The organism is uncultured Planktomarina sp. (assembly GCA_943788425.1).
Classification (GTDB): domain Bacteria; phylum Pseudomonadota; class Alphaproteobacteria; order Rhodobacterales; family Rhodobacteraceae; genus Planktomarina.
Genome location: CALSQF010000006.1, coordinates 160,596 through 185,930, shown reverse-complemented (window position 1 = coordinate 185,930; position 25,335 = coordinate 160,596). Strand labels below are relative to the sequence as shown.

26 protein-coding genes and 1 pseudogene are annotated in these 25,335 nt (G+C 51.8%); 21 read left to right on the top strand and 6 right to left on the bottom strand.

Translation table 11 applies throughout. The features are described 5' to 3' along the window. Positions 1–114: 114 nt before the first annotated feature. Both ABLW18_RS06605 and ABLW18_RS06600 read left to right on the top strand, forming a co-directional pair. Complete coding sequence (locus ABLW18_RS06605) at positions 115–945, top strand: aminotransferase class IV (RefSeq protein WP_347824047.1); 831 nt, start codon at positions 115–117, stop codon at positions 943–945. Next, a complete protein-coding gene (locus ABLW18_RS06600; RefSeq protein ID WP_347824046.1) occupies positions 942–1,652 on the top strand; it encodes an HAD family hydrolase in 711 nt (236 codons plus the stop codon). The genes ABLW18_RS06605 and ABLW18_RS06600 overlap by 4 nt, the downstream gene beginning before the upstream one ends. Positions 1,653–1,669: 17 nt before the next feature. On the opposite strand, the gene ABLW18_RS06595 is transcribed toward ABLW18_RS06600, so the two are convergent. Beyond that, the gene (locus ABLW18_RS06595) at positions 1,670–2,887 is read right to left on the bottom strand and encodes an argininosuccinate synthase (RefSeq protein ID WP_347824045.1); all 1,218 of its coding nucleotides are present in this window, start codon (positions 2,885–2,887) and stop codon (positions 1,670–1,672) included. A 161-nt stretch (positions 2,888–3,048) separates the two neighbouring features. Between ABLW18_RS06595 and ilvA the strand changes: the two genes are divergently transcribed. After that, the gene (gene ilvA, locus ABLW18_RS06590; RefSeq protein WP_347824044.1) at positions 3,049–4,284 is read left to right on the top strand and encodes a threonine ammonia-lyase IlvA; all 1,236 of its coding nucleotides are present in this window, start codon (positions 3,049–3,051) and stop codon (positions 4,282–4,284) included. Here the strand turns inward: ilvA and ABLW18_RS06585 are convergent. Then, complete coding sequence (locus ABLW18_RS06585; RefSeq protein ID WP_347824043.1) at positions 4,281–4,733, bottom strand: NUDIX hydrolase; 453 nt, start codon at positions 4,731–4,733, stop codon at positions 4,281–4,283. The two genes, ilvA and ABLW18_RS06585, sit on opposite strands and share 4 nt — an antisense overlap. An 80-nt stretch (positions 4,734–4,813) precedes the next feature. Here ABLW18_RS06585 and ABLW18_RS06580 point away from each other — a divergent pair, with 80 nt between their 5' ends. From ABLW18_RS06580 to ABLW18_RS06550, 7 genes and pseudogenes are all read left to right on the top strand, one after another. Beyond that, positions 4,814–5,824 carry an Hsp33 family molecular chaperone HslO gene (locus ABLW18_RS06580; RefSeq protein ID WP_347824042.1) on the top strand — a complete coding sequence of 337 codons (1,011 nt, stop codon included), beginning with the start codon at positions 4,814–4,816 and terminating at the stop codon, positions 5,822–5,824. Next, a complete protein-coding gene (locus tag ABLW18_RS06575; RefSeq protein WP_347824041.1) occupies positions 5,805–6,401 on the top strand; it encodes a CoA pyrophosphatase in 597 nt (198 codons plus the stop codon). Before ABLW18_RS06580 ends, ABLW18_RS06575 begins: the two co-directional genes overlap by 20 nt. Further along, positions 6,398–7,558, top strand: coding sequence for a CCA tRNA nucleotidyltransferase (locus tag ABLW18_RS06570; RefSeq protein ID WP_347824040.1), 1,161 nt, complete (start codon positions 6,398–6,400; stop codon positions 7,556–7,558). Before ABLW18_RS06575 ends, ABLW18_RS06570 begins: the two co-directional genes overlap by 4 nt. A 78-nt stretch (positions 7,559–7,636) precedes the next feature. Then, positions 7,637–9,475: an ABC transporter ATP-binding protein gene (locus ABLW18_RS06565; RefSeq protein ID WP_347824039.1), complete on the top strand. Its 1,839-nt coding sequence runs from the start codon at positions 7,637–7,639 to the stop codon at positions 9,473–9,475. Then, entirely contained in the window at positions 9,475–10,689 is a 1,215-nt protein-coding gene (locus tag ABLW18_RS06560) for a class I SAM-dependent RNA methyltransferase (RefSeq protein WP_347824038.1), read from the top strand. The genes ABLW18_RS06565 and ABLW18_RS06560 overlap by 1 nt, the downstream gene beginning before the upstream one ends. Before the next feature lie 6 nt (positions 10,690–10,695). After that, positions 10,696–11,379 (top strand): annotated as a pseudogene (locus tag ABLW18_RS06555) (ion transporter). Between the two features lie 58 nt (positions 11,380–11,437). Then, positions 11,438–11,932 carry a L,D-transpeptidase family protein gene (locus ABLW18_RS06550; protein ID WP_347824037.1) on the top strand — a complete coding sequence of 165 codons (495 nt, stop codon included), beginning with the start codon at positions 11,438–11,440 and terminating at the stop codon, positions 11,930–11,932. 48 nt (positions 11,933–11,980) lie between these two features. Here the strand turns inward: ABLW18_RS06550 and ABLW18_RS06545 are convergent, their stop codons facing one another. Then, complete coding sequence (locus tag ABLW18_RS06545; protein WP_347824036.1) at positions 11,981–12,502, bottom strand: CAP domain-containing protein; 522 nt, start codon at positions 12,500–12,502, stop codon at positions 11,981–11,983. A gap of 150 nt (positions 12,503–12,652) precedes the next feature. Between ABLW18_RS06545 and ABLW18_RS06540 the strand changes: the two genes are divergently transcribed. Further along, positions 12,653–13,252 (top strand): L,D-transpeptidase, encoded by a 600-nt coding sequence (locus ABLW18_RS06540; protein WP_347824035.1) that lies wholly within the window; start codon positions 12,653–12,655, stop codon positions 13,250–13,252. A 144-nt stretch (positions 13,253–13,396) separates the two neighbouring features. Then, positions 13,397–13,582 carry a hypothetical protein gene (locus tag ABLW18_RS06535; protein ID WP_347824034.1) on the top strand — a complete coding sequence of 62 codons (186 nt, stop codon included), beginning with the start codon at positions 13,397–13,399 and terminating at the stop codon, positions 13,580–13,582. Positions 13,583–13,637: 55 nt separating this feature from the next. Here the strand turns inward: ABLW18_RS06535 and hemH are convergent, their stop codons facing one another. Together hemH and ABLW18_RS06525 are read right to left on the bottom strand one after the other, a co-directional pair. After that, positions 13,638–14,714, bottom strand: coding sequence for a ferrochelatase (hemH, locus tag ABLW18_RS06530; protein WP_347824033.1), 1,077 nt, complete (start codon positions 14,712–14,714; stop codon positions 13,638–13,640). Positions 14,715–14,763: 49 nt separating this feature from the next. Beyond that, positions 14,764–15,579, bottom strand: a complete 816-nt coding sequence (locus tag ABLW18_RS06525; RefSeq protein WP_347824032.1) for a methyltransferase domain-containing protein — start codon at positions 15,577–15,579, stop codon at positions 14,764–14,766. Between the two features lie 324 nt (positions 15,580–15,903). Here ABLW18_RS06525 and ABLW18_RS06520 point away from each other — a divergent pair, with 324 nt between their 5' ends. From ABLW18_RS06520 to ABLW18_RS06505, 4 genes are all read left to right on the top strand, one after another. Then, complete coding sequence (locus ABLW18_RS06520) at positions 15,904–16,179, top strand: phosphoribosyltransferase family protein (protein ID WP_347824031.1); 276 nt, start codon at positions 15,904–15,906, stop codon at positions 16,177–16,179. A 180-nt stretch (positions 16,180–16,359) separates the two neighbouring features. After that, positions 16,360–16,617, top strand: a complete 258-nt coding sequence (gene grxC / locus ABLW18_RS06515; protein WP_347824030.1) for a glutaredoxin 3 — start codon at positions 16,360–16,362, stop codon at positions 16,615–16,617. Further along, the gene (locus ABLW18_RS06510) at positions 16,614–17,456 is read left to right on the top strand and encodes a carbon-nitrogen hydrolase family protein (RefSeq protein ID WP_347824029.1); all 843 of its coding nucleotides are present in this window, start codon (positions 16,614–16,616) and stop codon (positions 17,454–17,456) included. Before grxC ends, ABLW18_RS06510 begins: the two co-directional genes overlap by 4 nt. After that, positions 17,440–17,883 carry a MarR family winged helix-turn-helix transcriptional regulator gene (locus ABLW18_RS06505; RefSeq protein ID WP_347824028.1) on the top strand — a complete coding sequence of 148 codons (444 nt, stop codon included), beginning with the start codon at positions 17,440–17,442 and terminating at the stop codon, positions 17,881–17,883. Before ABLW18_RS06510 ends, ABLW18_RS06505 begins: the two co-directional genes overlap by 17 nt. Here the strand turns inward: ABLW18_RS06505 and ubiG are convergent. Further along, positions 17,880–18,626, bottom strand: a complete 747-nt coding sequence (ubiG, locus tag ABLW18_RS06500) for a bifunctional 2-polyprenyl-6-hydroxyphenol methylase/3-demethylubiquinol 3-O-methyltransferase UbiG (protein WP_347824027.1) — start codon at positions 18,624–18,626, stop codon at positions 17,880–17,882. The genes ABLW18_RS06505 and ubiG overlap by 4 nt on opposite strands. Positions 18,627–18,695: 69 nt before the next feature. Here ubiG and pip point away from each other — a divergent pair, with 69 nt between their 5' ends. The 5 genes from pip to ABLW18_RS06475 all read left to right on the top strand — a co-directional run bounded on the left by pip (position 18,696) and on the right by ABLW18_RS06475 (position 25,205). Further along, positions 18,696–19,664 (top strand): prolyl aminopeptidase, encoded by a 969-nt coding sequence (gene pip, locus ABLW18_RS06495; protein WP_347824026.1) that lies wholly within the window; start codon positions 18,696–18,698, stop codon positions 19,662–19,664. 83 nt (positions 19,665–19,747) lie between these two features. Beyond that, positions 19,748–20,737 (top strand): ABC transporter permease, encoded by a 990-nt coding sequence (locus tag ABLW18_RS06490; protein ID WP_347824025.1) that lies wholly within the window; start codon positions 19,748–19,750, stop codon positions 20,735–20,737. Then, positions 20,734–21,933 carry an ABC transporter permease gene (locus ABLW18_RS06485; protein WP_347824024.1) on the top strand — a complete coding sequence of 400 codons (1,200 nt, stop codon included), beginning with the start codon at positions 20,734–20,736 and terminating at the stop codon, positions 21,931–21,933. The genes ABLW18_RS06490 and ABLW18_RS06485 overlap by 4 nt, the downstream gene beginning before the upstream one ends. Before the next feature lie 4 nt (positions 21,934–21,937). Further along, positions 21,938–23,584 carry an ABC transporter ATP-binding protein gene (locus ABLW18_RS06480; RefSeq protein ID WP_347824023.1) on the top strand — a complete coding sequence of 549 codons (1,647 nt, stop codon included), beginning with the start codon at positions 21,938–21,940 and terminating at the stop codon, positions 23,582–23,584. Positions 23,585–23,660: 76 nt separating this feature from the next. Continuing rightward, positions 23,661–25,205, top strand: a complete 1,545-nt coding sequence (locus tag ABLW18_RS06475) for an ABC transporter substrate-binding protein (protein WP_347824022.1) — start codon at positions 23,661–23,663, stop codon at positions 25,203–25,205. Positions 25,206–25,335: the final 130 nt, after the last annotated feature.

Genomic DNA, 25,335 nt, shown 5'->3' with positions numbered 1-25,335 from the left:
CTCGGAGAAGACCCTCAAACCGCCCTAACCTGCGCGAACCGCGCCGCTGCGCTTCACCCCACCCTGCGAGTTTTCCCTCTTGGCTCAAAATGTCTCTAAGCCTAGGATTGATATATGACGGATCATGTAACAACCCACCAAGCTGCGGACGATGCTCGCAATGAAGATATTTTGATTTACCTCAATGGGCAGTTGCTGCCTAAGGAGCGGGCGGTGGTCAGCGTGTATGACAGCGGCTTCATGCTTAGAGATGGGGTTTGGGAAGGGTCGCGCCTTTATAATGGCACATGGGCCCTTATGGATGAACACCTGAACCGCTTGTTTGATGCGGCGAAGGCAGTGGATATTGATATTGGTATGGGTCGCAATGAGGTGGTGCAGGCCCTTCGTGACACGCAAGTGGCCAAAGGGATGCAGAGCGATGCGCACGCTGGGCTTATGGTCACTCGGGGGATGAAGATCCGTCCGTTCCAGCACCCAGACCTGTCACAATCTGGCCCGACATTTACAATCACCATGGCGCACACAAAGCCCAGCCTGCTCATGACACAGGACCCAAAATTAAATTCGCATTCCAAACTCAACAGCATTTTGGCTTGTATTGCCGCACAAAAGGCGCGAGCGGATGAGGCTTTGATGTTGGATGTGCATTGGTTTGTGAACATCACCAATGCCTGCAACTTTTTTATTGTGCGTGAAGGAGCTGTTTGGACGATTACAGGAGACTATTGCGTGAACGGCATCACCCGGCAAAAGGTCATTGATCTGTGCCGCGCTCATGACATCCCCGTGTTTGAGCGCAATTTCAGCCTGGTGGACACTTATGGCGCGCAAACCCCTGTGATCGAGATTGATGGCCGCCTCATAGGGGATAGTAACATGGGGCCAGTCACGCGCCGTATTCATGTTCTGTTTCAAGATCTTATGTCTCAGGTTTGCGCATGAAGATCGCTATGTGGTCTGGTCCACGCAACCTGTCGACAGCGATGATGTATGCTTTTGGCAATCGGGCAGATACGCAGGTTGTCGATGAGCCATTTTATGGTGCCTATCTTCGTCATTCAAATGCGGATCATCCGATGCGGGAGGACATTATTGCAAGCATGGCCTGTGATCCAGCGCAGGTGAGTGCCGCGCTGGCAGGTCCGGTGCCTGGTGGCGCGGCGATTTGGTATCAAAAGCATATGACCCATCATATGCTGGAACATTTTCCAATGGATCTATTGGCCAACCTGCGCAATGTCTTTCTCATTCGTGATCCCGCGCGGGTGATTGCCAGCTATGCGCGCAAGCGCGCGCATGTGACGCTTTACGATCTTGGGTTTGTGCAGCAAAAGCAAATTTTTGAACATTGCTTAGCGCTGGGCCAGCAGCCGATTGTGATCGATAGTGACGATGTTTTGGCCAATCCAAAATCTTCACTTATGGCGCTCTGCGCGCGGCTGGAAATTGCCTTTGATCCTGCGATGCTGCATTGGGCGGCTGGACCGCGGCTGCAGGATGGTATTTGGGCGACCCATTGGTATGATGCGGTGCACCGCTCTACCGGATTTGGACTCGCGCCGGGACCCGCGCCAAGACTTGAAGCTGATTATGAGGCGCTATGGCACCAAGCGCAGGCGATCTATAATCAGCTGCAAGCCGCTAAATAATCTCCCGCGCTCGTGGTTTAGCGGATCCGATTTTTACGTGCGGCCAAAAGCTTGAGGCGCAGTGCGTTGAGCTGGATAAAGCCGGCGGCATCTTTTTGATCGTAGGCGCCCGCATCATCTTCAAACGTCACATGCGCTTCAGAATATAGGCTGTAATCTGACCAACGGCCCATAGTGCGGGCCGAGCCTTTATAGAGCTTCAAGCGCACTGTTCCGGTGACATGCTCTTGAGACTTGTCAATCAAAGCCTGAAGCATTTCCCGCTCTGGGCTGAACCAAAAGCCATTGTAAATCAGCTCAGCATATTTTGGCATCAATTCGTCTTTTAGATGTGCCGCGCCTCGATCCAAGGTGATGGATTCAATGGCGCGATGTGCCTCTAGCAGCAACGTGCCGCCAGGGGTCTCATAAATACCACGGGACTTCATGCCCACGAAGCGCCCCTCCACCAAATCAAGACGGCCAATACCATGTTGACCGCCAAGCCGGTTTAATTCCGTCAAAATTGTTGCAGGCGACATAACAATGCCATTGATGGAAACCGCATCTCCCGCTTGAAAGCCAATTTCAACATATTCTGGTGTGCCTGGTGCATCCTCTGGATTAACTGTGCGTTGATAGACGTAATCGGGCGCCTCAACGGCTGGGTCTTCCAAGACTTTACCTTCAGAGGACGTATGCAGCAGGTTGGCATCAACACTAAACGGCGCCTCGCCACGCTTGTCCTTGGCGATTGGGATTTGATTTTTTTCGGCGAAATCGATCAACTTGGTGCGGCTTGAAAGACCCCATTCACGCCAGGGGGCGATGACTTTGATATCTGGGTTCAGCGCATAGGCGGCCAACTCAAACCGTACTTGGTCATTGCCCTTGCCTGTCGCACCGTGGGCGACAGCATCGGCCCCTTCAAGCTGTGCAATTTCAACCAGGCGCTTGGAAATCAATGGGCGCGCAATAGAGGTACCCAGCAGGTAAAGACCTTCATAAAGCGCATTGGCTCGGAACATGGGGAAGACAAAATCGCGCACAAATTCTTCACGCACATCTTCGATATAGATTGAGGAGGCGCCCATAAGTTCCGCCTTGGCGCGGGCGGGCTCTAGCTCTTCTCCTTGACCTAAATCTGCCGTGAAAGTGACCACTTCGCAGCCATACTCGGTTTGCAACCATTTGAGGATGATCGAGGTGTCTAATCCGCCCGAATAGGCCAGGACAACTTTTTTAGGGGCTGACATGCGTTTTCCAATCCAAATGTGACACAGCGTGGTCGGCGCGGAAGTATATGGTTTTTGTTTGCGCGGCAAGTTGGTGAGCCGCAATTTTGTAAAGCCCGTGGCATAATCTCCCGATGGCTTGATTGCTTGCGCAATTTCACAGTTTGAGCCACTAATCTCCCATGACAGATTTTAGCATCCAAGCCGCTGAGGCCACCAAACGCATGCGCCAGTTGTTTCTTGCAACTCCCCTGCAGCGCAACGATCATCTTTCGAATGTGTATGATGCGGATATTTGGTTGAAGCGTGAAGATCTATCGCCGGTGCGTTCTTATAAATTGCGCGGTGCATTTAATGCCATGGGCAAACAGGCGGATAAAGATGTGTTTGTCTGTGCCAGCGCTGGCAATCATGCGCAAGGTGTCGCTTATGTGTGTAGGCATCTGCAGAAAAAAGGCGTGATTTTTATGCCTGTCACCACACCAGAACAGAAAATCCGCAAAACCCGACTGTTTGGGGGTGATTGGGTGGAGGTGCAATTGGTAGGGGATTATTTTGATGACACGCTCCGCGCGAGCCAAGCTTATTGTCAGGATGTTGGTGGGCATTTTTTGTCGCCTTTTGATGATCTGGATGTCATCGAGGGGCAGGCGACCGTCACCTATGAGATGCTCGAACAGCTGGACGGTCCCCCAGATGTTTTTGTGGTGCCAGTCGGCGGGGGCGGCCTGTCTTCTTCTGCGCGGCGTTTGTTGTCAGAGCGCGCGCCTGAGACTGAAATTTTTTATGTGGAGCCCTCTGGCGGCAAAAGTCTGGCAGCAGCGGTTCAAGCCGGCGCCCCCGTCGCGCTTGTGCAGGTGGATACATTTGTAGACGGGGCGGCGGTGGCAATGATGGGCGTGAATACCTTTGCCGAACTAAAAGGGATTGATGCAGATCATGTTTTGGATATCCCTGAAGATCGCATTTGCACCACAATATTGGACATGCTGAATACAGAAGGCATTGTTTTGGAGCCTGCGGGGGCTTTGGCTTTGGATGCTTTGAAGGACTTAAAAGAGCAGATCAAAGGCAAAACGGTTGTCTGTGTATCTTCGGGGGGCAATTTCGATTTTGAAAGATTGCCCGAGGTGAAAGAGCGGGCCCAGCGCTATGCCGGCCTAAAGAAATATTTTATCTTGCGCCTGCCGCAACGACCTGGAGCGCTGAAGGATTTTCTGGCGCTCTTAGGGCCAGATGATGACATTGCGCGTTTTGAATATCTCAAAAAATCAGCGCGTAACTTTGGAACTGTTTTACTCGGAATAGAAACCTCAAATCCAGAAAATTTTGCGCTTCTGTCTCAGCGGCTCGAGACGGCTGGAATGTCAATCCGCGACATCACCGGAGATGAGGCGATGGTGGACTTGATTATCTAAACCCTGGATGAGATCGCGTCGAAAAATTGTGCGACAGCCTGGCGATCGCCGTCGCTGGCCAAATGGCTCACGGCCGCCTCGATCGGCAAGATCACTGAATGATGATCTGGCTCCGTGGGGGCCGATTTGCGGTACACAGGGCGTGCGACATAGATGGTGCAAACCTTCTCGGCCCAAAGATCGTAGTCCGGCATAAAGCAAAAGGTTTTAAAGCGAAAAAACACGTGAGGCTGCGCAATGCACCAACCGGTCTCTTCAAACACCTCTCGATGCAACGCCTGTAGGGGCGACTCGCCCGGATCCACACCACCGCCAGGCAATTGATATTCTTGATTTTTCCCCCCTTGATAGGTGGCTAAAAGCTCGCCTTGATACGGCAGAATTGCATAGACGCCGGGGCGCCGCGCGTAGTGTTGATGGGGATCTGGTCTGGTGCCAAAACGTAGCAATCGTATCTCCAAAATTTGGTGTCAGCCTAGACGCGCTTATATGGACAGTTTATGGCAAGGCCAACCTATGGAAAGATATCATGACGCAAACTGCAAAAATAAGTTGGGATGATACGGTTTTGCCGTTTCAACTGGACGCCTCCGATATTCGTGGCCGTGTAGCGCGGCTCGACGGAGTGTTGGATCAGGTGCTTGCGCAGCATGATTATCCGTCTGTGGTGGAAGCGCTTGTAGCAGAGATGGCTTTGCTCACAGCATTGATAGGTGAAAGCATTAAGTTGCGTTGGAAGCTCTCGCTTCAAGTGCGCGGCAGTGGAGCGTTGCGCTTGATTGCCACTGACTACTATGGCCCAACAGAAGACGGCGCGCCTGCGCGTATCCGGGCCTATGCAAGCTATGATGATGAAATTCTGAAAACAGAAGCACCGGGCTTTGAACAAATCGGCAGTGGGTATTTTGCCATATTGATTGATCAGGGGCAGGATATGCAGCCCTATCAAGGAATCACGCCGATTTCTGGCGCCTCTCTTTCGGCCTGCGCTGAGGCATATTTTGCACAATCTGAACAAATACCGACTCGTTTTGCTTTGGCATTTGGGTACTCACAGGAGGCGGATGGCACGGATGGCTGGCGGGCCGGCGGCGTGATGCTGCAACATATGCCGGGGGTAGGCTCGCATGTGATCTCAGGAGAGCCACAGGGCGAAGACGGTCTACTTTCGGCGGTGGATATTTTGGATGCCGAGGGGAGTGAAAATTGGAATCGGGTGAATATTTTGCTCGACACCGTGGACCAGCTTGAACTGGTCGGGCCATCCATTGAGCCGACGCAATTGCTGCTGAGATTGTTTCATGAAGAGCAACCGCGGGTCTATGGCACGCAACCGGTGACCTTTGGTTGCACCTGTTCATCTGATCGTGTGCGCCAAAGCCTGTCGATTTATTCAGCCAAAGACATTACGCATATGACCACAGATAACAATGAAGTCACCGCCGATTGTCAGTTTTGCGGTGCGCATTACAGCTTTGATCCCGATACACTTGGGTTTGAGGCCAAAGCTCCCGTTGAAAATGATTCCGCAGCAAGCTGATATTCTCCGTGCTCTGGCGCGGCCGGGTGGCGCTTCCTCGGATTTTGATCTTAATCCGGGGGCGGAATCGCCCGGACCAGCAAAGAAAGAGGCGGGTGTTTTGGTGCCCTTGATTGAACGCGCCTCTGGCGTTCATGTGGTTCTAACCAAACGCGCCGCGCATTTGTCCTCTCATCCCGGGCAGATCGCCTTCCCTGGCGGTAAGCGTGACGTGGGCGATGTGGATATTTCCGCCACAGCGTTGCGCGAGGCTCATGAGGAGACCGGGCTTAATCCATCCTTGGTACAAATCTTGGGACAATTACCAGCGCATGAAACGGTGACGGGGTTCAATGTGATTCCAACCATCGGTTGGATCAACGCGCCCTGGGTCGTCAGGGCGGATCCCGGCGAGGTGGCTGAGGTGTTCGAAGTGCCCTTGTCTCATGTGGTAATGGCGCAGAATTTTCAAATTCAATCGCGGATCTGGCGCGGACAGAAGCGCTCTTATTATTGTGTCCCTTATGGGCCCTATTACATTTGGGGCGCGACCGCGCGGATATTGCGTGGCCTGGCCGATCAGATGAGTCCGCTATGAAGATTGATCCCACCACGCTTGACATCCAGACACTCGCACCGCTTTTTGCGGCTTTTGAGGAGTCTGGCGCGCGGCTATTGTATGTGGGCGGCTGTATTCGCAATGCGGTGATGGGCGTTGCGGCGACGGATATTGATTTGTCCACTGATGCCACGCCAGATCAGATGTGGCCGATTGCTCAAACCCATGGAATAAGGGTTGTCGACACTGGAGCAGATCATGGGACATTGACGTTTTTGCTTGGTGGAAAATCCTATGAAATTACCACCTTTCGCAAAGATATAACGACTGATGGTCGGCATGCTGAGGTTGTGTTTGGAACATCGCTGGAGGACGATGCTGCACGCCGCGATTTTACGATGAATGCTCTTTATGCAGAGGCTTCTGGTCAGGTGATCGACCCATTGGAGGGGCTTGCCGATGTCCAAGCAGGTCGCTTACGCTTTATTGGGGAGCCGCAGGCCCGCATTGTGGAAGATTATTTGCGGATCTTGCGGTTCTTTCGGTTTTGGGCGTGGTATGGCGATCCCCTCGAGGGCGTTGATGCTGAGGCACTTGCCGCCTGTGCGGCTTTGCAATCGGGCTTGGACCGAATTTCAAAAGAACGGATCGGTGCGGAGGTGCTCAAGTTATTGGCTGCCACCGACCCGGCCCCGGCGCTGGCGGTAATGGAGGCTGCCGGTATCTTGGGGCGCGTGCTGCCTGGCGCTTCGGCGCGCCCGGTTCCGCTTTTGGTGGAGCTAGAGCAGGGGCTTGCCCCGGATGCGCTGCAACGCCTGGCTTGTCTTGGTGGTGAGGCGGTTCAAGAGAGTTTACGGCTGTCAAATTCACAGGCGCGCCAGGTTGAGGCGCTGCGGTTTCACGGGCAAAATACGTCAAAAGCTTTGGCGCATGGATATGCGCTGGGCGCGGAGCAGGGCTGGTCGTCGTGGCTTCTGCGCGCGGCTTGGACAGAGCATCGGGTTACAGAGGCGGAGCAAGAGGCGGTGCGCCGCGGCGCTCAGTCTGTTTGCCCCGTTTCAGCTGCCGATTTAATGCCAAGGCATCAAGGTCCAGCGCTCGGGGTTGCTTTGCGGCGCGCGCAAGACATTTGGATTGCGCGGGATATGCATATGACCAAAGATGAGATTTTGGCGTATTTAGACGATCTTGTGTGAAATGCTCTGAATTTGAGGGCTCCTATAACTATATTATTTCATTTGCAAAAATTTATAGCCACAGTATTCTGTGCGGCTATGTTTAGATTTTTTGAGAAATTGGTTGATCCCTATCAACCTTACCCAGTCAGCAATCGCCCATCGCGCGCGCTTTTGCTCTTTTTGCGTGACTATCTGCGACCGTTCAAAAAGATATTTGGCTTTTCCATTTTTTTCCAGTCGCTTGTTGCGACGGTCCAGATTTTTCTGATCTGGTATTTCGGGCGTCTGGTTGTGCTGATGACTGAGGCAAAGCCGTCTGAATTTTGGGGCAATCATTGGGTAGAGCTTTCTGTGGTCACCGGGTTTATCCTCTTGATTCGACCTTTGATTGAGACGCTTTCAACCCTTTTGCTTAACAATACAATTTTGCCAAATGTGGGCACCTTGGTGCGTTACCGCGCGCATCGTCATGTGCTGGGGCAGTCTGTCGGCTGGTTTGAAAATGATTTCGCTGGACGCATTGCAAATCGAATTATGCAAACCCCGCCTGCGACAGGCGAATTTGTTTATCAGCTGATTGACGCGGTCACCTATTCGTTTGTCTATTTAATCGGGGCCTTTTTCCTATTGGGAGAGTCTGACCCTCGTTTAATGATCCCACTTGCGATATGGACGGGGCTGTATTTCGCTTTGGTCGTCTGGACCGTGCGGCGCGTTAGCCCGGCATCGGCGGCGGCGTCGAACGCGCGCAGTGCCGTGACGGGTCGTGTGGTGGACAGCTATACCAATATTCATGCGGTCAAAATGTTCTCACAGAACGATCAAGAGCTGACCTATGGAGTCGAGGCGATTGAGGAGGCGCGGGTGACCTTTCAAAAGGAAATGCGGCTTTATACGACCATGGAATTTGGTTTAATTCTGTTGGACGGTTTTTTGGTTGTTAGCGTTGTGGGTTGGGGTGTCTACCTCTGGAGCATCGGCAGCGCAGATGTGGGCTTGGTTGCCGCTGGTGCAGCGCTTACCTTACGGATGAGCGGCATGTCTCATTGGATCATGTGGGCATTGACCACTCTTTTCAGAGAAATGGGGGTTATCCGCGAGGGGATGGAGACAATTTCTGCTCCGATTGAGCTGGTTGATGCTCCGGGCGCTCGGGAGTTGCAGATGAAAGCAGCGCATATATCCGTTGCCAATCTCACCCATCGCTATGGCAAGGACATGGGTGGGCTTGAGGATGTTTCACTTGAAATTAAAGCAGGTGAGAGTCTGGGATTGGTTGGGGCTAGCGGTGCAGGCAAATCAACCTTCATCAAGCTACTGCTGCGGTTTTATGATGTGGAATCCGGGGCCATATATTTTGATGGGCAAAATATTTCTGAGGTCACACAGAACAGTTTGCGGGCGCAAATTGGTGTGGTGCAGCAAGACAGCTCATTGCTGCATCGCTCTGTGCGGGACAATATTCTTTACGGCAAGCCCGATGCGACTGAGCAAGATATGATTGAAGCTGCGAAAAAAGCAGAAGCGCATGACTTTATTTTGCAGCTGGAAGATCTTGAAGGGTGTAAAGGCTATGATGCGCGGGTCGGTGAGCGGGGTGTGAAACTCTCAGGCGGTCAAAGGCAGCGGGTTGCTTTGGCGCGGGTGATTTTAAAAGATGCGCCAATTTTGGTGCTAGATGAGGCCACCTCAGCACTGGACAGTGCGGTGGAGTCAGAGATTTTGGAAACACTTTATCGTGTGATGAGTGGCAAGACTGTGATTGCAATTGCACACCGCCTTTCAACCATTGCGCGTATGGATCGCATTGTGGTGCTTGACGAAGGCCGCATTGTAGAAGAGGGAACTCATGCCAGCCTGTTAGAAGCCAATGGGGCCTATGCTGGATTTTGGAAGCACCAATCTGGTGGCTTTTTGGCAATGGAAGAGACCTAATGGAACTCACAATCGAACGTTTAGGGCACCTGGGCGATGGTTTGGCCGCAGGACCGATTTTTGTTGATCGTGCGTTGCCGGGTGAGGTGGTTTCTGGGGATCTGCTGGGTGATCGGTTGCACGATACACGAATTGTCACGCCCTCCGAGCACCGCATTACTCCTCGGTGCAGCGCATTCAAGCGTTGTGGTGGCTGCGCCTTACATCATGCACACCCTGATTTTGTGGCGCTGTGGAAACAAGAGGTTGTCGTGCGGGCCTTGGCGGCGCAGGGAATTACAGCGAAAGTCCAAGCGATTCACACGTCGCCAGAAAACTCCCGTCGCCGCGCCAAACTCACAGGCCGGCGCATGAAGAAGGGTGCCACCGTGGGATTCTTCGGCAAGGCCAGCGACACGATTCAGCCGATTGAGCCCTGCCGGGTTCTGGTTCCTGAGATTTTGAACATCATACCGGCGCTTGAGCAATTTACGGCGCTATTTGGGTCTCGCAAAGGCCAGCTTGATTTATGGGTATTGGCGTCAGAACGCGGGGTTGATGTATCTGTCGAGGGATTGGGTCACCTTGCGGACACTGATTTTGGTCCATTTGCCCAATGGGCTGGATCCAATGGGCTTGCGAGGTTGTCCGTGGGACATGAAATCATTTGCCAGCATCAGGCGCCACAAATGACTTTTGGAAAGGTGAAAATCACTCCACCACCCAGGGCGTTTACACAAGCCACTGAGGCGGGCGAGCGTGCGCTTCAAGCCGCGGTAGCGCGAGCATTGGCGGGGGCGGATCGGATCATTGATTTGTTCTCTGGCGCTGGCACATTGGGATTGCCATTGGCGGATGTGGCGACGCTGCAGTGTTTTGAAAACGATGCCGCGCTGCTTGAGGCTTTGGCCCATGGCGTACGGCACACACAGGGGATCAAGACTGTAACAACGTCCACCCGTGATTTGTTTCGCAATCCTATTGACCACACGGATCTCAAACCGTTCAACGCCGCCATAATCGATCCGCCCCGCGCGGGTGCAGAGCAGCAAGTGGGGCAATTGGCACGAAGCGATCTGCGCGATATTGCTATGGTGTCGTGCAATCCCGTCAGTTTCGCGCGGGATGCGGCCTTGCTGTGTAACGGCGGTTATTCGCTAAAATGGATTGAAGTGGTTGATCAATTTAGATGGTCGCCACATATCGAGATTGTTGCTCATTTCAGCAAGGTTTAAAATCTGATGACATCTCTTCAAACAACCCTCGAGCCAGCGCGAGTCCGTAAATTTATTACTGCTGTCATTTGTTTAATGCGGTCATTCTTGAGTTAGAGACGTCTGACATGGCCATGGCGAAGGCTGGCATGCTTATTGGAGTTTTGGATCTCATTTGTTTGGCAATATTTGTGGTGGAGCTGGTTCTGAAGCTGTTGGTTTCCCGCTTGAGGTTTTTCCGCGATGGGTGGAATATCTTTGATTTTGCGCGTGGTTTCAGTGGCACCGCGCTTGCGCCGGGTGGTTGAGGGCTTCATCACCGCCTTGCCGGGTATGGCGTCCGTCTTTTTGTTGATGGGGATTATTTTTTACATTGGGCCGGTGATTTCGACACAACTCTCTAGCGCTGATTTTCTGCAGTGGTTTGGCTCGCTTGCGCAGTCGGCCTATTCTTTACTTCAGATCATGACATTGGAAAGTTGGTCGATGGGAATCGTGCGCCTGGTGATGGAAGTATACCCCTATGCTTGGGCGTTTTTCGTACCCTTTATCATGGTGACGACTTTTGCTGTGGTGAACCTGATAGTGGGTTTGATTGTAAACTCTATGCAGGATGCCTATTCTGAAAAAGCAGATCAAAAAACAGATACCTATCGTGACGGGGTCTTGGCCCAACTTAAGGCGATTGAGGAACGCATGGCTCAAAATTGATGAGTTGTATTTTAGTGATCCTAAGGTAGAGATTGGCAAGGTAGTTGGGGTGAGTGCAATGAGAGTTTTTAAAATCGTCGCGATGTTGTGCACCGCGTTGGTATTGGCCGCCTGTTCCGATCCCAAGCCCATTGTGCGGACCGATCTTCCGAAAGCGACGGCTTTGGTTTTATACAAGGCGGACCGCCGCATGTTCCTGTTCCAAGGGAATACGGTTATCAAAGAATATGACTTTAAATTGGGCTTTGCCCCCATTGGTCATAAGCAATTTGAAGGCGATGGAAAAACCCCAGAGGGGCAATATGTCATTGATCGCAAAAACCCTAACAGCCAATTTCACCTATCTGTAGGCATATCTTATCCCAACGCGGCTGATCGACGGGCTGCTGGAACGCGAAGTCCGGGTGGTGATATCTTTATACACGGAACGCCCCGCTCCTATCGCTTCTTTTTCAAAGATTGGACTTGGGGTTGTGTGGCTGTGAGTAACCGTGAAATTGAAGAAATTTATGCGATGGTTGATATTGGCACACCAATTTGGATTTTTCCCTAGCGTCCGTCTGGGGCGTGCAATTTGCATCGCAGGGTCGCGCGTTATGTTCTAAATCGGCGCTTCTATGCCGGTGACCAAAGTCCACCAAATTTTGCCACCTGGTTCTTGATACCAGCTAAAACCCATTTCCTGCGCGTCTGGCGCGAGGATGATTGTCCGCGTGGCCGGGGTGTCCATCCAGGCTGCGAGAGTCTCGAGTTCAGTCTCAAAGGTTTCGGAAATATTTTCGCCCAGAAGCGTTCCTTCGTATCCGACGCGCTCCATACGGTCGAGCGGAGAGGAACCATCCGAGCCAAAATGCCAGGCGCGGTTTTGCACCGCCATATCGCGCGCATGTGTGGCGGCAGCGGCATTGAGCTTGGCATTGAAGATCAAGGTTTGCAGGCCACCTGCGCGCCGAAGGCTGTTTATACCATCTAAAATGCTATATTGTATACGCGCTGCATCCGAGGGTTTGATGACATATATCGGACGTAACGGGCGATCTCCGGGCCCGGTATTGGAGCCGGTTCCCTGTGTACATGCCGTCATTAGAAGCAAGCCAATCGCTAGAACGACCCGATAAATCATGTTAATCCCTCAATGCTGTGCAGCGTACATAGCGGCAATGCGTTGCTAATCAAACCCAATATTAAGACAAATGCTGCAAATCACGCGTGTTTGATTTGTGTCTTGTCGAGTTTCTTTGTAAGCACCCTCAACACATGTGGAGTAAATAACATGGGCCGAGCAAAATTATACTTACCAAGACGGGCGTTTTTGACGGGGGCGGCATCTTTGACGGGTACGCTCGCCCTGTCGCAGGAGACAGGGCTTCTCGATGTTGGCGAGGCTGACGCAGATTCCAGCAAGACAGCCCTGCGCAATATCAGCAGTTTTAGAATGTTGGATTGGCGCCCCTATTTTGATACGCTTAAAAACGGGGCAATTTTGTCTGATATAGACTCGCGCACTCTGCATTACTGGTCTGAGGATGAATCGATTTACAAACTCTATCCCACATCTGTTCCGATGACCGCCGATTTAACACGCAAAGGCCGGACGAAAGTTGTGCGCAAGGTTGTTGGCCCATCCTGGCGACCAACTCCCGAGATGCGCAAACGCAACCCGGAATGGCCTGAATTTGTCGGGCCAGGGCCGGACAACCCATTGGGAAGCCACGCGCTGTATCTTTCTTGGACCTATTACCGCATTCACGGAACCCATGATACGCGCAAGATAGGCCGCAGGTCCTCGAATGGGTGCATCGGGCTTTACAACGAGCAAATTGCAGAACTATATGATTTGACTAAGGTTGGCACTCAGGTGTTGCTAATTTGACGAGTGTCGCACTTTTGGCGAAAATATGCCGAAACTGCATTTGCAAAAACAAATTTAATTTGCTTTATCCGGATCGTAATCTGGGCGGGCTAACTTTTAGGTTCTGCATGAGAGTCGTGAGAACCAAAATGAAAGGAGACGGAAATGAAAAAACTAATTTTGGCGACAGTCTTTGCGGCAGCCGCAACCACTGCTTTCGCAGGCGGTATGAGCGAGCCGGTCATGGAAGCACCTGTTGTTGCATCCACAATGGATCAAGCAGCTGGTTCTGCAAGCACGTTGCTGATTCCACTGGCATTGATCGCAATCGTGGCACTGGCAATTAACTAACCGGTAACCAAATAAATAGTTGTTTATAAGTATAAATTTGAAAAGGGCCGCTGTTTCAGGGGCCCTTTTTTGATTGGATCCAGCCTCGTAGATTTTCTGAAATCACATTGCTCAAAGTTTCAATATGTTCCTGACTGTCGTTCAAGCAGGGGATATATGTGAAATGCTCGCCGCCGGCGTGCTCAAAGCTTTCTTTGATCTCTTCGTTAATTTCTTCCAGCGTTTCTATGCAATCGGCTGAAAAAGCTGGGGCGCAGACAGCAATATTTCTCTGGCCCTTCTCAGCCATACGCGCCACTTCTTCGACCGTATAGGGTTGCAACCACTCCTCTGGACCGAATTTTGATTGAAAGGTGGTTACGATTTGTGTGTCATCCCAACCCAGGCGCTCTTTCAACAGGCGCGTGGTTTTTTGGCACTGGCAATGATAGGGATCACCCTGCATCAAATAACGCTTTGGCACACCATGATAGGAGCATACTAAAACCTCTGGACGCACATCTGCCCTTTCATAGGCCCGTTCAATGGAGGTGGCCAATGCGTTGATATAATCGGGACGATCAAAATAAGGGCTGACAGTCCGAGCGGCCGGTTGCCAAGTTTGCTTGATCAAGCTGCGGAAAAACTCATCATTAGCCGTGGCAGAGGTGGCCCCAGCGAATTGCGGGTAGAGTGGAAAGAACAGAATTTTCTGGCAGCCAGCGTCGACCATTTTTTGCACAACGGATTGGGTGGAAGGATTGCCGTAGCGCATGCAATATTCAACCATAACATTACCGTCGTGGCGTTTCGAAATTTCTGCCCGAACGGCCTCGGTTTGCGCCTTTGTTATGGTGGCCAGGGGGCTTTCATTTGCCTCCATATTCCAAATTGATTTGTAGGCCGCGCCAGAAGAAAACGGTCGCTTTGTTAAGATGATGAGCTGGAGCAAAGGCTGCCAAAGCCAAGGGCTATAATCAATCACCCGCCGATCCGACAAAAATTCGCCCAGGTATCGGCGCATGGACCAATAGTCATAATTGTCTGGTGTGCCCAGATTGGACAGCAAAACCCCAATCTTTGGCGCCTTCACCTTTGGGTGATCTGCTGGTGCAGCGGATAAGGGCAGATAGGTGGTCTCTTGATCTGTCACGGTGCTCTCCTGAACTTGTTCCCTGCAAATAACTGGAAAATGGGTCTCGTCAATTCCCCAAGGAGCTTTTTGCCCCCTCTAGGGCTTCTTGGAGCGATTTCGTCGCGGATCCGGGCTTTAATGCTTTGGGTTGGCTCGCGTGTGGTGCCCAACCAGAAAGGAAAACCAAATCGAATGTGCAGGAAATGCGGCCGTCATCGGTGGGGAATTCTGCAGCAAACACCTCTTGGGCCCGGTCAAAAAGTGATTTGCAAGTGAAGGTTTTTTGCCGCGCCGTCATAATATTGGTTTCACCCATGTCGCGCAAATCGCGCATCAAGTGATAAATATCGCTATAAGATGCCGGTATTTTTAATGAATCTGCCACTGGCAAAGCGAGGCCGGCGCGTTGCAAAAGGGCGCCAAGTTCTCGAATTTCCGCCATAGGGGTGATACGCGGCGACAGGCCCCCGCGCAAATCCGCTTCTGCCACGGATAGGGCGCTGCGCAGTTCTGTGAGGGTTTGACCGCCAAAACATACCCCCATGAACAATCCGTCGGGTTTTAACGCGCGGCCGCATTGCACCACTTGGCCTACAGGGTCATTGCAATGATGCAGTGCCATTGCGTGTATTACGAGATCATGCTGGCCAGGGCTTAATTCCAAAAGATCCTCATCGGGCACCAGTTTCGCGCTTGGAAGGGCAATGGACCAAGATTCAGGAAAACCTGTGACGATGGCGACCGATTTAAACTGCCTGTTAACCGCTTTCAGTCTTTCTATGATTTCAGTGCAGGCCAGCTCTTGCAAAAACATGCCGGTGGCGTGGGCCCGGGCCCGGGCTTCGGCTTCAGCCTTGGGATCGAAAAGTAGAGGCGCGGTCATTGCTCTGAGGTAGAAGGGAGCTGTGTGATTTGCAAGGTGTGTTGCAAATGATTTATCCTCATCAATGTCCCGGATGTCGGGTCTTGGTGCAAGATCACCTGCATCTTTGCCCAGAATGTTGGCGCGAGGCTCATCTTATTTCTGGCTGTATCTGTCCGAAATGTGGTATGCAAATGTTAGGGGATCAAAATGGTACGCATATTCTTTGTGACGATTGCTTGAACACCCCCCGCCCCTTTGCTCATTCCAATTCTTTTGCATTTGCAACGGCAGTTGCTCCGACGGTTTAATCAATCAGCACTCATTGCGCAGAAGATGGCGTGGATGGCGGGAATTGACTTCTGTTTAGACGGGCTAAAGAAGTGTCGCCGCACACTGGAGCTTAAAGATCATACAGCAGCGGAACGCTGGAAGCTTCTGCATGCGTCTATGGTGGAGAACCCGGCGCGCGCTGGATGTGTGTCTGGGCGTGAGGTGGTGCTTGTGGACGATGTTTTCACATCCGGGGCCACTTTTTTGGAAGCTGCGCGCGCGTGTCTGGAGGCTGGAGCGAAAACTGTCTCTGTGATTGCATCGGCTCGCTCTGCGAAACCGGCCTGATCTGGTGTGCAGCGTTGCGGGGATGGCCCGCGCGACGCAGATAGAAAATAGGCGACGATAGAAAAAAATTGCCATATCACGGTTGGATCATTTACAGCACGTTCAATGGCTGGTGAGCTATAGGTATCAGCGTTATACTGGCGGGCTGTAATGGCCGCGGATTCAACGGAGTTTTAGTGAATGGCGATTATCGAATTATACACCTCACCGCTTTGCGGTTATTGCCATGCCGCCAAACGGCTTTTGGATGCGAAAGGCGCGACGTTTCAGGAAGTGGATCTTTCACAGAGCCCGGAGCGCCGCTCTGAGATGCAAACGCGGGCCAATGGTCGGCATACAGTCCCGCAGATTTTTATAGACGATCTGCATATTGGCGGATGTGATGAGCTTTATGCACTGGATCGATCTGGCAAATTGGCCGTTATGTTGGCGCCGTGAAAGTTGCCATCGCGCAGATAACGTCCAGCGATCAGCCCGCGGGGAATCTAGCAACGGTCTCGCGCCTTATGGATCAATCGGCGGGTCAGGATATTTTGTTTTTACCAGAGGTGACTAATTGCATCTCGGTTGACCGCGCCCATCAATTCCAAGTTTTGGAACCCTATGCGGGAAACAGTTTTATTGAGGCTATTTGCGCGCGCGCGCGGCACTTGGGCCTTTGGGTTGCGCTTGGCTCGGTGACGGTCAAAACTGACGATGATGACGGCCGCTTTGCCAACCGCTCTGTTATGATCAATGCAGAGGGGGAGATTGTCGCATTTTACGACAAAATTCATATGTTCGATGTCACCCTGTCTGACACAGAGAGGTATCACGAGTCGAAGGGCTATCGCCCTGGCACCAAGGCGGCTGTCGTGCAAACGCCTTGGGCTGAGCTAGGGCTCAGTATTTGCTATGATCTACGGTTTGCGGCATTGCATCGCGCCCTTGCGCAGGCGGGGGCCCAAATTTTGGCTGTGCCATCTGCCTTTGCCCGCCCAACGGGGGCGGCGCATTGGCATGTTTTACTGCGCGCGCGCGCGATTGAGACGGGGTGCTTCGTGATCGCGTCGGCGCAAACCGGTGTGCATCCTGGATCGGGGCGCAAAACATTTGGACATAGTTTGATTGTTGGACCCTGGGGGGAGGTAATTCTGGACGCAGGGCTGGAAACAGGATTGCATTTCGTGACACTAGACTTAGGTGAAGTGGACAGGGCGCGTGCGCGTGTGGCATCCTTGCAGCATGATCGCGCATTTGATTTGAAACGGTATCAAAGTAATGACAAAAACGATTGAAACTCTATCGGTCAGCCTGTTTTCGGAAATTTTGGCTCTGGAACAATTGTTGCGCAGTCGAATTTCGAAGGGTTTGCCGAAAGGTATGGAGCTGTCGCATTTCTCAGTGCTTAATCATTTGGCGCATGTGGGTGGAGAGCGGACCCCAGCGCAATTGGCCAAAACCTTTAATCTGACACGCGGCGCGATGACCAACACACTCAACAAGTTGGAATGGGCTGGCTATGTTCATATTCGGCCTGATTGGGATGATGCTCGGCGCAAACAAGTTGTGATTAGCCCCGCTGGACGAGCCGCGCGCGATCATGCTTTTGCTCAAATCGCGCCAATCCTGACCGCCGCAACTGGTGTTTCGGGTGAGGAAAACATCAAGAGCATTCTGCCCATTTTGCGTGAGTTACGCTTGAGCATGTCCAGCGATTCCTAGGCGGGCTTGATACTTGCGGTTACATAATTGACGCTGAGATCTCGCGCTGAGATGGACCAGCTCCAAGCTATCTTATTAAAAACAAATCCTTTACGGTCTACCGGTTTAAGCCCAGCTTCTTGAAGCAGACTGAAGAGTTCATCTGGGGTGATAAATTTATTCCAATCATGAGTGCCTTTTGGCAGCCATCGCATGACCCATTCTGCTCCGATGATGGCGAACAGAAAGCTTTTGGGGTTGCGGTTAAGTGTGGAGCAAATATGCAGGCCGCCTAGGCGCAAAAGCTGTTGGCAGGCTAAGAGATAGGCCGGCGGGCTGGCCACATGTTCGACCACCTCCATATTCAACACCACGTCAAATTGCTCATTGGCGTCCGCCAAGGCTTCGGCAGTGATGTAACGATAATCAATCTCAAGCCCTGATTGCTCTGCGTGCAGTTTTGCAACAGGAATATTTCCTGCGGCTGCATCCGCCCCCACAACAGTGGCGCCAAGGCGGGCCATGGGTTCACAGAGCAACCCACCGCCACAGCCGATGTCCAAGATCCGCAAACCTTTAAAGGGATGATCTGCTGATAAATCACGGTCAAACTCCATGGAAATTTGCTGGGTGATGTAATCCAGGCGGCAAGGATTCAGCATGTGCAAGGGCTTGAATTTGCCCTCTAAATCCCACCATTCTGCGGCCATCGCCTCAAATTTTGCGACCTCAGCAGGATCGACGGTCGATTGGTTGCCTTGCATTCCCATCTCCATATGGATTTAACATACTAGGCAGGGCAGCACCCGACCTTTGCTTTATATAGGACAGTTATGGACAAAGTCGCAGGTCAAAAACGCGCAGTGCAAGTTCTTTATCCGTCGATTGAGCCTTTCGATCAACGGATCTTGAGTGTGGGCGACGGGCATCACATCTATGTCGAGCAATGTGGCAAGCCCGATGGCGTGCCTGTGGTTGTTTTGCATGGTGGTCCCGGTGGTGGGTGTAGCCCGTCGATGCGTCGGTATTTCGACCCCGCGGTGTACCGAATCATTCTGTTTGATCAGCGTGGATGTGGGCGTTCTCGGCCTCATGCGGAGGTGGCACATAACACCACTTGGCATTTGGTGTCAGATATCGAAAAAATTCGGGAGGCTCTAGGCATTAAGCGTTGGATGGTCTTTGGCGGCAGTTGGGGCGCGACCTTGGCTTTGATTTATGCGCAGGCCCATGCCTCTTTCGTGCAGCATCTGATTTTGCGTGGCGTTTTCTTGGGCCAGAAATCTGAGCTGGATTGGTTTTACGGTGGCGGCGCAGGGCGGTTTTGGCCAGAAGCTTGGGCGCGATTTGCCGATTTAATTCCCAAGCAAGAGCAAGATGATCTGATTGCAGCCTATGGCGCTCGGCTGTTCAGTGGCGATTTGATGCAAGAAACTCGCTATGCCCGTGCCTGGGCAGGTTGGGAGAATGCCTTGGCCTCTATTGATTCAACGGGAATGTCTGGTGAAACCCCGTCACAATATGCGCGCGCCTTCGCGCGGCTTGAAAACCACTATTTTTCAAATCAGTTGTTTTTGAGTGTGGATCAGGCGGTGTTGAACAATATGGATCGGCTGGCTGCGATTCCTGGTGACATTGTTCAAGGCCGCTATGACATGATCTGCCCGCCACAAACCGCCTGGCAATTGGCGCAGGCATGGCCAAAGGCACGATTGCAAATGGTGGGCAAAGCCGGCCACGCATTGTCTGATGCACCCATAAGCGCGCAATTGGTGAAAGTTATGGATGCTTTGCGCCCATAGCGGGAAACTCACAGAAGAGACTTTACATATGCCTTTCAGGCGTTAACCTCGCTGGGGTAATTAATAGAATTAGGAGATGTCTGGTGGGGTCTATCTTTCAGATCATTCTTCAACGTTTGGTACTTGGCATATTAACATTGCTGATTGTGTCGGTGGTTATTTTTGTGGCTGTGAATGCCTTGCCCGGTGATTTTGCCCAGGCAATTTTGGGGCAGGGGGCAACAGAAGAGGCCGTGGCGCAGATCCGTGCGGATTTGGGTTTGGACCAAAACTATTTCATGAGATATTTTTCTTGGCTGGCCAATGTTTTGACCGGCAATCTGGGGATAAGCTTTGCTCAGATGAATTTTGCGTCAAATATGGGCGGGGATCAATTGGTGGGCGTGGTGGAGCAAATTGCTCCACGGTTTAAAGCGACAATGTTTTTGGCTGGCGTTACCGCAATGTTCGCTGTGCCAATCTCGATCACGTTGGGCGTTCTGGCAGCACTTTATCGCAATTCTATCTTTGACCGGGCCGTCAACATTACGACCCTATCGTCGATTTCCAGCCCAGAGTTTTTTCTCGCCTACATTCTGATTTTGGTGCTGGCGGTGCTCAACCCGATTTTTCCATCCCTGTCGAATGTCTATGAGGGCATGGCATTGGGCGAAAAACTCAACCGAACGATGCTCCCGGCTTTGACCCTGACCTTAGTGGTGACAGCTCATATGATGCGGATGACCCGCGCGGCGATTATCAACCTTTTGGCCAGTCCTTATATTGAAATGGCCCGCCTCAAGGGCATCAAACCCATGCGTGTGATTGTGCGCCATGCGCTGCCGAATGCTTTGGCCCCGATTATCAATGTGATTGCACTTAACCTTGCCTATTTAATCACCGGTGTGGTGGTGGTTGAGGTCGTGTTTGTATATCCCGGCATTGGCCAGCTATTTGTTGATAGCGTGAAAATCCGCGATATTCCCGTGGTGCAGGCCTGCTGCCTGATCTTTGCAGCGGCCTATATTTTGCTGAATTTGATGGCGGACATTCTATCCATTCTTTCCAACCCAAGATTGAGGCACCCGAAATGAGTTGGTTGCTGAATTTGATTTTGATCTTGATTGCGACGGCTGTTGTCGCCTGGGTGTTTCGTTTTTTGGGTCAAAAATTCACCCACAACAAACCCTTCTTTCGTGACATGCCCTTTGCGGTCGCCTTCGGCTATGTTGCGGGTCTGTTGGTGTTGATTGCCGCAGTGAGCTATTATTTTCGTCCGGTTGAGGTCAACGGCGTGCCGTCCGCTGGGGTGATCTTTTTCCGCTGGGCGGTGCAGGGCTTCATCGGCTTTGCGATTGCGGCCTATCTATTTCGCCTGTTTGGTCGGGCCGTTGGAACCGCTGGGACGCGAAAATTGTTTCGTGCTATGCCGCTGACGGCTGCCTTTGGGGTATTGGTCATCTTGCTTTACGCGATTGTCTCCATTTTTGCTGGATCGATTGCACCCTATGGGCAGGAAGAGATTTTTGCGAATGCCAATATTGTGCCAGGCGGCAATCCAATGATGGGGGGCGATCCAAATTTTCCGCTTGGTACGGATCAAATCGGTCGGGATATTTACAGCCGCCTGATCTATGGCGCTCAGAATACGGTGGGTATAGCCTTTGCTACCACATGCTTGGCCTTTTTCGTGGGCGGCTCTCTGGGGTTTCTTGCAGCAATTGTTGGGGGGTGGCTGGATCAAATCCTGTCACGCGCTGTTGATGTTTTGATGGCCATTCCGGCCCTCATTTTTGCACTGCTTTTGATGACTATCGCCAGTGTCTGGTCAAACCAGCTCGGTGTTGATCGCACCATTTTTATGGTCTTGATTATTGCGATGATTGACAGCACGCGAGTCTATCGTCTGTCACGCGCGGTGGGGCAAAATATTGTCGTGATGGACTATATCGAAGCGGCCAAGCTGCGCGGAGAGGGCATGGGATATCTCATTTTTAAAGAGATATTGCCCAACGCAACGGCACCGCTTTTGGCTGAATTTGGCCTGCGGTTTTGTTTTGTGTTCCTGACCATTGCGTCGCTGTCTTTCTTGGGAGTGGGCATTCAGCCGCCCCTCGCGGATTGGGGAACAATGGTCAAAGATCTGTCGCAATTCATAAATTTCGCTGCTTTCGCACCAAATGTTGCCACCGCGCCCCTGTTGGCGGCTGGAGCAATTGCATTGCTGACTGTTGCGGTGAATTTTGTAGTGGATTGGATGCTGCACAAATCTTCGGGCTTGAAGGATTAATGTCATGACAGAGCAGCTCCTCAAAATACGTGGGTTGAAAATCGAAGGCAAATCCGATGAGGTTTGGATTCCAATTGTCAATGGAATAGATCTTGATCTGAAAAAGGGCGAAGTTCTAGGATTGATTGGTGAATCGGGCGCAGGCAAATCGACGGTTGGTCTAGCCGCGATGGGATTTACCCGCGACGGATGCCGCATATCTGGCGGTTCGGTTGATTTTGACGGGGTGGATTTGGTGACCGCTTCTGCCGCGGTGAAGCGCAACATGCTGGGCAAGAGAATAGCCTATGTGGCGCAATCTGCTGCGGCCAGTTTCAACCCAGCGCATCGTCTGATCGACCAACACACAGAAGCGCCAACACAACATAAGTTGCGGGTCAAGGCTGAAAGCGAGTTGGATGGTATGGAGCTTTATCGCCGTCTACGCCTGCCCGATCCCGATTACATTGGCTTTCGCTACCCGCATCAGGTTTCCGGCGGGCAATTGCAGCGCGCAATGACTGCGATGGCTATGTCATGCCGGCCTGACTTTATCATCTTTGATGAGCCAACCACGGCGCTGGATGTAACCACTCAGATTGAAGTTCTGGCCGCTATTCGTGATATTGTGGAGCAGTTGGATACGGCTGCGATTTACATCACCCACGATCTTGCGGTTGTGGCGCAGATGGCTGATCGGATTAAGGTCTTGTTACGTGGTGATGAGGTGGAAGAGGCCGAGACCCGCGCCATGCTATCTGCGCCGCGTGAAGATTATACCAAGTCCTTATGGGCCGTGCGGTCGTTTCAAAGACCCGCAAAACCGGCGATTTCAGCCGGAGCAACGCCGATTGTGTCTTTGAAAAACGTCTCCGCGGCCTATGGAAAATCCCCTGTTTTGTTTGACGTCGCATTTGATATCCACGCGGGTCGCACGGTGGCGGTTGTGGGCGAATCTGGATCTGGAAAATCAACAACTGCGCGTTGTATCACCGGGCTGCTGCCGCCAAGCCAAGGGTATATTGAGTTTAATGGCGAAGTCTTGCCGTTGGATTATCGTAAGCGCAGCAAAGATCAATTGCGTCAGGTGCAGATGATTTACCAAATGGCGGATACGGCGCTCAACCCGCGCAGCTCGATTGGTGATATTATTGGCCGGCCGGTGCAGTTTTATTCTGGTCTCACAGGTTCGGCCAAACGCAAACGGGTTGAGGAGTTGTTGGCGCAGATTGAACTGGAGCCAGGACAATATATCGACCGCCTGCCCAGCGAATTGTCTGGTGGACAAAAGCAGCGCATTGGCATTGCCCGCGCCCTGGCTGCCGAGCCGCAGTTTGTCATCTGTGATGAGGTGACCTCAGCGCTTGATCAACTCGTAGCAGAGGGCATTTTGAAACTTCTTTCACAGCTACAAGACGACTTGGGCTTATCCTACATGTTCATCACCCATGACCTAGCGACCGTGCGGGCGATCAGTGATGATGTTGTGGTCATGAAAGATGGCAGGGTTGTTGAGCAGGGGCTAAAAGCCGAGATGTTCCAACCGCCACACCATCCCTATACTGATCTTTTACTCTCATCTGTGCCTGAAATGGACCCAGATTGGCTAACAAACCTGTTAAATGGCCGTGGCGTGGATAACATCGGTGACGCGGCGGTTGGGAAGATGTAAGATCGAATCACCCCCCCCTTATAAATAGGGGGCGCGGGGCGACCCGCCAAAATGAAAGTAACCAGGGAGAAAATGAATGTCTCAACTTAGTAGACGTGGACTTTTAAAAACAGGGGCTGCCGCTGGTGTGATTGCCGCGACCGGTCTGCCGGCGAAATCTGCTGCAAAACGCGGTGGCAAGCTGCGTATGGGCTTGAACGGCGCGAATACATCTGACAGCTTTGACGGCCGAACACATTCGGATCAATTCATGATCCACATGGGCCATGGGACCGTGTTTGACTGCCTCACAGAGGTCACGGCTTCCGGTGAGCTCGTAGGTGAGTTGGCAGAAAGCTGGGAAGCTAGTTCAGATGCCAAAACATGGACGTTTAACCTGCGCAAAGGCGTGACGTTCCATAACGGCAAATCCTTTGGGGCAGATGATGTTATCGCATCTTTAAATATGCACACAGAAGAAGGTGCAAAATCTGCTGCAAAACCAATTGTGGCTGCGATCACAACCATGAAGAAGATGAACGATCACCAGATCCAATTTACTTTGGCTGCGGGTAATGCTGATTTCCCATTCCTGCTGTCTGACTATCACATCTTGATGTATCCTGCCGGAATGATTGACGAAGCTATAGCTAAAGGCATTGGCACAGGGCTTTACAGAGTTGTTAGTTTTGATCCTGGCGTTCGCTGCGTGCTCACCCGTGTGGACAGCCATTATAAAGATGGCCGTGCCGGTTGGTTTGATGAGATTGAATGTATCGCGATTAATGATTCCTCTGCGCGGATGAATGCCTTGATGACCGGTCAGGTGGATGCGGTGAATCGTGTTGACTTTAAGACCGAGCCATTGTTGCGTGCTAATCCAAACATTGAGATTTTTGAAGTGACGGGGAATATGCAATACACATTCCCAATGTTAACCAATCAGGCACCATTTAATGACATTAACGTTCGGAAGGCGCTGAAATACGGGATTAATCGTCAAGAAATGGTCGATAAAATTCTGCAGGGTCATGGTATGGTAGGTAACGATCATCCAATCGGTCCTGCGAACCAATACCTTGCTACAGAAATTCCCCAAATTGAGCTTGATCTCGATAAGGCAAAGTTTCACTTGAAAGAGGCTGGTTTGACGGAGTTAAATGTAGAACTTTCCGCCTCAGATGCGGCTTTTACTGGTGCGGTTGATGCATCGCAATTGTATCAAGCGTCTGCCAAAAGTGCCGGCATTAATATCAATGTGGTGCAAGAGCCAGCTGATGGCTACTGGTCTAACGTTTGGCTGAAAAAGGGCTGGTGTGCTTGCTATTGGTCTGGCCGTGCAACGGAAGATTGGATGTTCTCAACGGCCTATGAGAGTGGGGTGCCTTGGAATGACACACACTGGGAGAACGCTCGTTTTCAGGAATTATTGTTAACCGCCCGAGCTGAGCTTGATAGCAATAAACGGCGTGAGCAATATGCTGAAATGCAGTTGATATGTTCTCAAGAGGGTGGAACTGTTATTCCAATGTTTGCAAATACTGTGGATGCGGCCTCTACGAAATTGGCCCATGGTCCTGATATTGGCAACATCTGGCAAATGGACTCCAGCCGACTCACAGAGCGCTGGTGGTTTGCGTAAGACCTTAGGGTTTTATTGATCAAAGGCCTCGGATTTTCCGGGGCCTTTTTTGTTTCACCTGCGATGAGGAAATCGGTTGTGTGAGCGGCGGTGCTGCTGTGTTAGAGAACCTTTTGAAAGAATCGCTCTT

Excerpts from the sequence above, each read along its gene's own strand:
- ABLW18_RS06505 (WP_347824028.1), top strand. The coding sequence starts at position 17,440 with ATGACAAAAACGATTGAAACTCTATCGGTCAGCCTGTTTTCGGAAATT.
- ABLW18_RS06535 (WP_347824034.1), top strand. The coding sequence starts at position 13,397 with ATGAAAAAACTAATTTTGGCGACAGTCTTTGCGGCAGCCGCAACCACT.
- ABLW18_RS06565 (WP_347824039.1), top strand. The coding sequence starts at position 7,637 with ATGTTTAGATTTTTTGAGAAATTGGTTGATCCCTATCAACCTTACCCA.
- ilvA (WP_347824044.1), top strand. The coding sequence starts at position 3,049 with ATGACAGATTTTAGCATCCAAGCCGCTGAGGCCACCAAACGCATGCGC.
- ABLW18_RS06545 (WP_347824036.1), bottom strand. The coding sequence starts at position 12,502 with ATGATTTATCGGGTCGTTCTAGCGATTGGCTTGCTTCTAATGACGGCA.
- ABLW18_RS06520 (WP_347824031.1), top strand. The coding sequence starts at position 15,904 with ATGGCGGGAATTGACTTCTGTTTAGACGGGCTAAAGAAGTGTCGCCGC.
- ABLW18_RS06570 (WP_347824040.1), top strand. The coding sequence starts at position 6,398 with ATGAAGATTGATCCCACCACGCTTGACATCCAGACACTCGCACCGCTT.
- ABLW18_RS06475 (WP_347824022.1), top strand. The coding sequence starts at position 23,661 with ATGTCTCAACTTAGTAGACGTGGACTTTTAAAAACAGGGGCTGCCGCT.
- ABLW18_RS06550 (WP_347824037.1), top strand. The coding sequence starts at position 11,438 with ATGAGAGTTTTTAAAATCGTCGCGATGTTGTGCACCGCGTTGGTATTG.
- grxC (WP_347824030.1), top strand. The coding sequence starts at position 16,360 with ATGGCGATTATCGAATTATACACCTCACCGCTTTGCGGTTATTGCCAT.
- ABLW18_RS06575 (WP_347824041.1), top strand. The coding sequence starts at position 5,805 with ATGATTCCGCAGCAAGCTGATATTCTCCGTGCTCTGGCGCGGCCGGGT.
- ABLW18_RS06580 (WP_347824042.1), top strand. The coding sequence starts at position 4,814 with ATGACGCAAACTGCAAAAATAAGTTGGGATGATACGGTTTTGCCGTTT.
- ABLW18_RS06605 (WP_347824047.1), top strand. The coding sequence starts at position 115 with ATGACGGATCATGTAACAACCCACCAAGCTGCGGACGATGCTCGCAAT.
- ABLW18_RS06600 (WP_347824046.1), top strand. The coding sequence starts at position 942 with ATGAAGATCGCTATGTGGTCTGGTCCACGCAACCTGTCGACAGCGATG.
- ABLW18_RS06525 (WP_347824032.1), bottom strand. The coding sequence starts at position 15,579 with ATGACCGCGCCTCTACTTTTCGATCCCAAGGCTGAAGCCGAAGCCCGG.
- ABLW18_RS06540 (WP_347824035.1), top strand. The coding sequence starts at position 12,653 with ATGGGCCGAGCAAAATTATACTTACCAAGACGGGCGTTTTTGACGGGG.
- ABLW18_RS06485 (WP_347824024.1), top strand. The coding sequence starts at position 20,734 with ATGAGTTGGTTGCTGAATTTGATTTTGATCTTGATTGCGACGGCTGTT.
- ABLW18_RS06480 (WP_347824023.1), top strand. The coding sequence starts at position 21,938 with ATGACAGAGCAGCTCCTCAAAATACGTGGGTTGAAAATCGAAGGCAAA.
- ubiG (WP_347824027.1), bottom strand. The coding sequence starts at position 18,626 with ATGCAAGGCAACCAATCGACCGTCGATCCTGCTGAGGTCGCAAAATTT.
- pip (WP_347824026.1), top strand. The coding sequence starts at position 18,696 with ATGGACAAAGTCGCAGGTCAAAAACGCGCAGTGCAAGTTCTTTATCCG.
- ABLW18_RS06595 (WP_347824045.1), bottom strand. The coding sequence starts at position 2,887 with ATGTCAGCCCCTAAAAAAGTTGTCCTGGCCTATTCGGGCGGATTAGAC.
- ABLW18_RS06560 (WP_347824038.1), top strand. The coding sequence starts at position 9,475 with ATGGAACTCACAATCGAACGTTTAGGGCACCTGGGCGATGGTTTGGCC.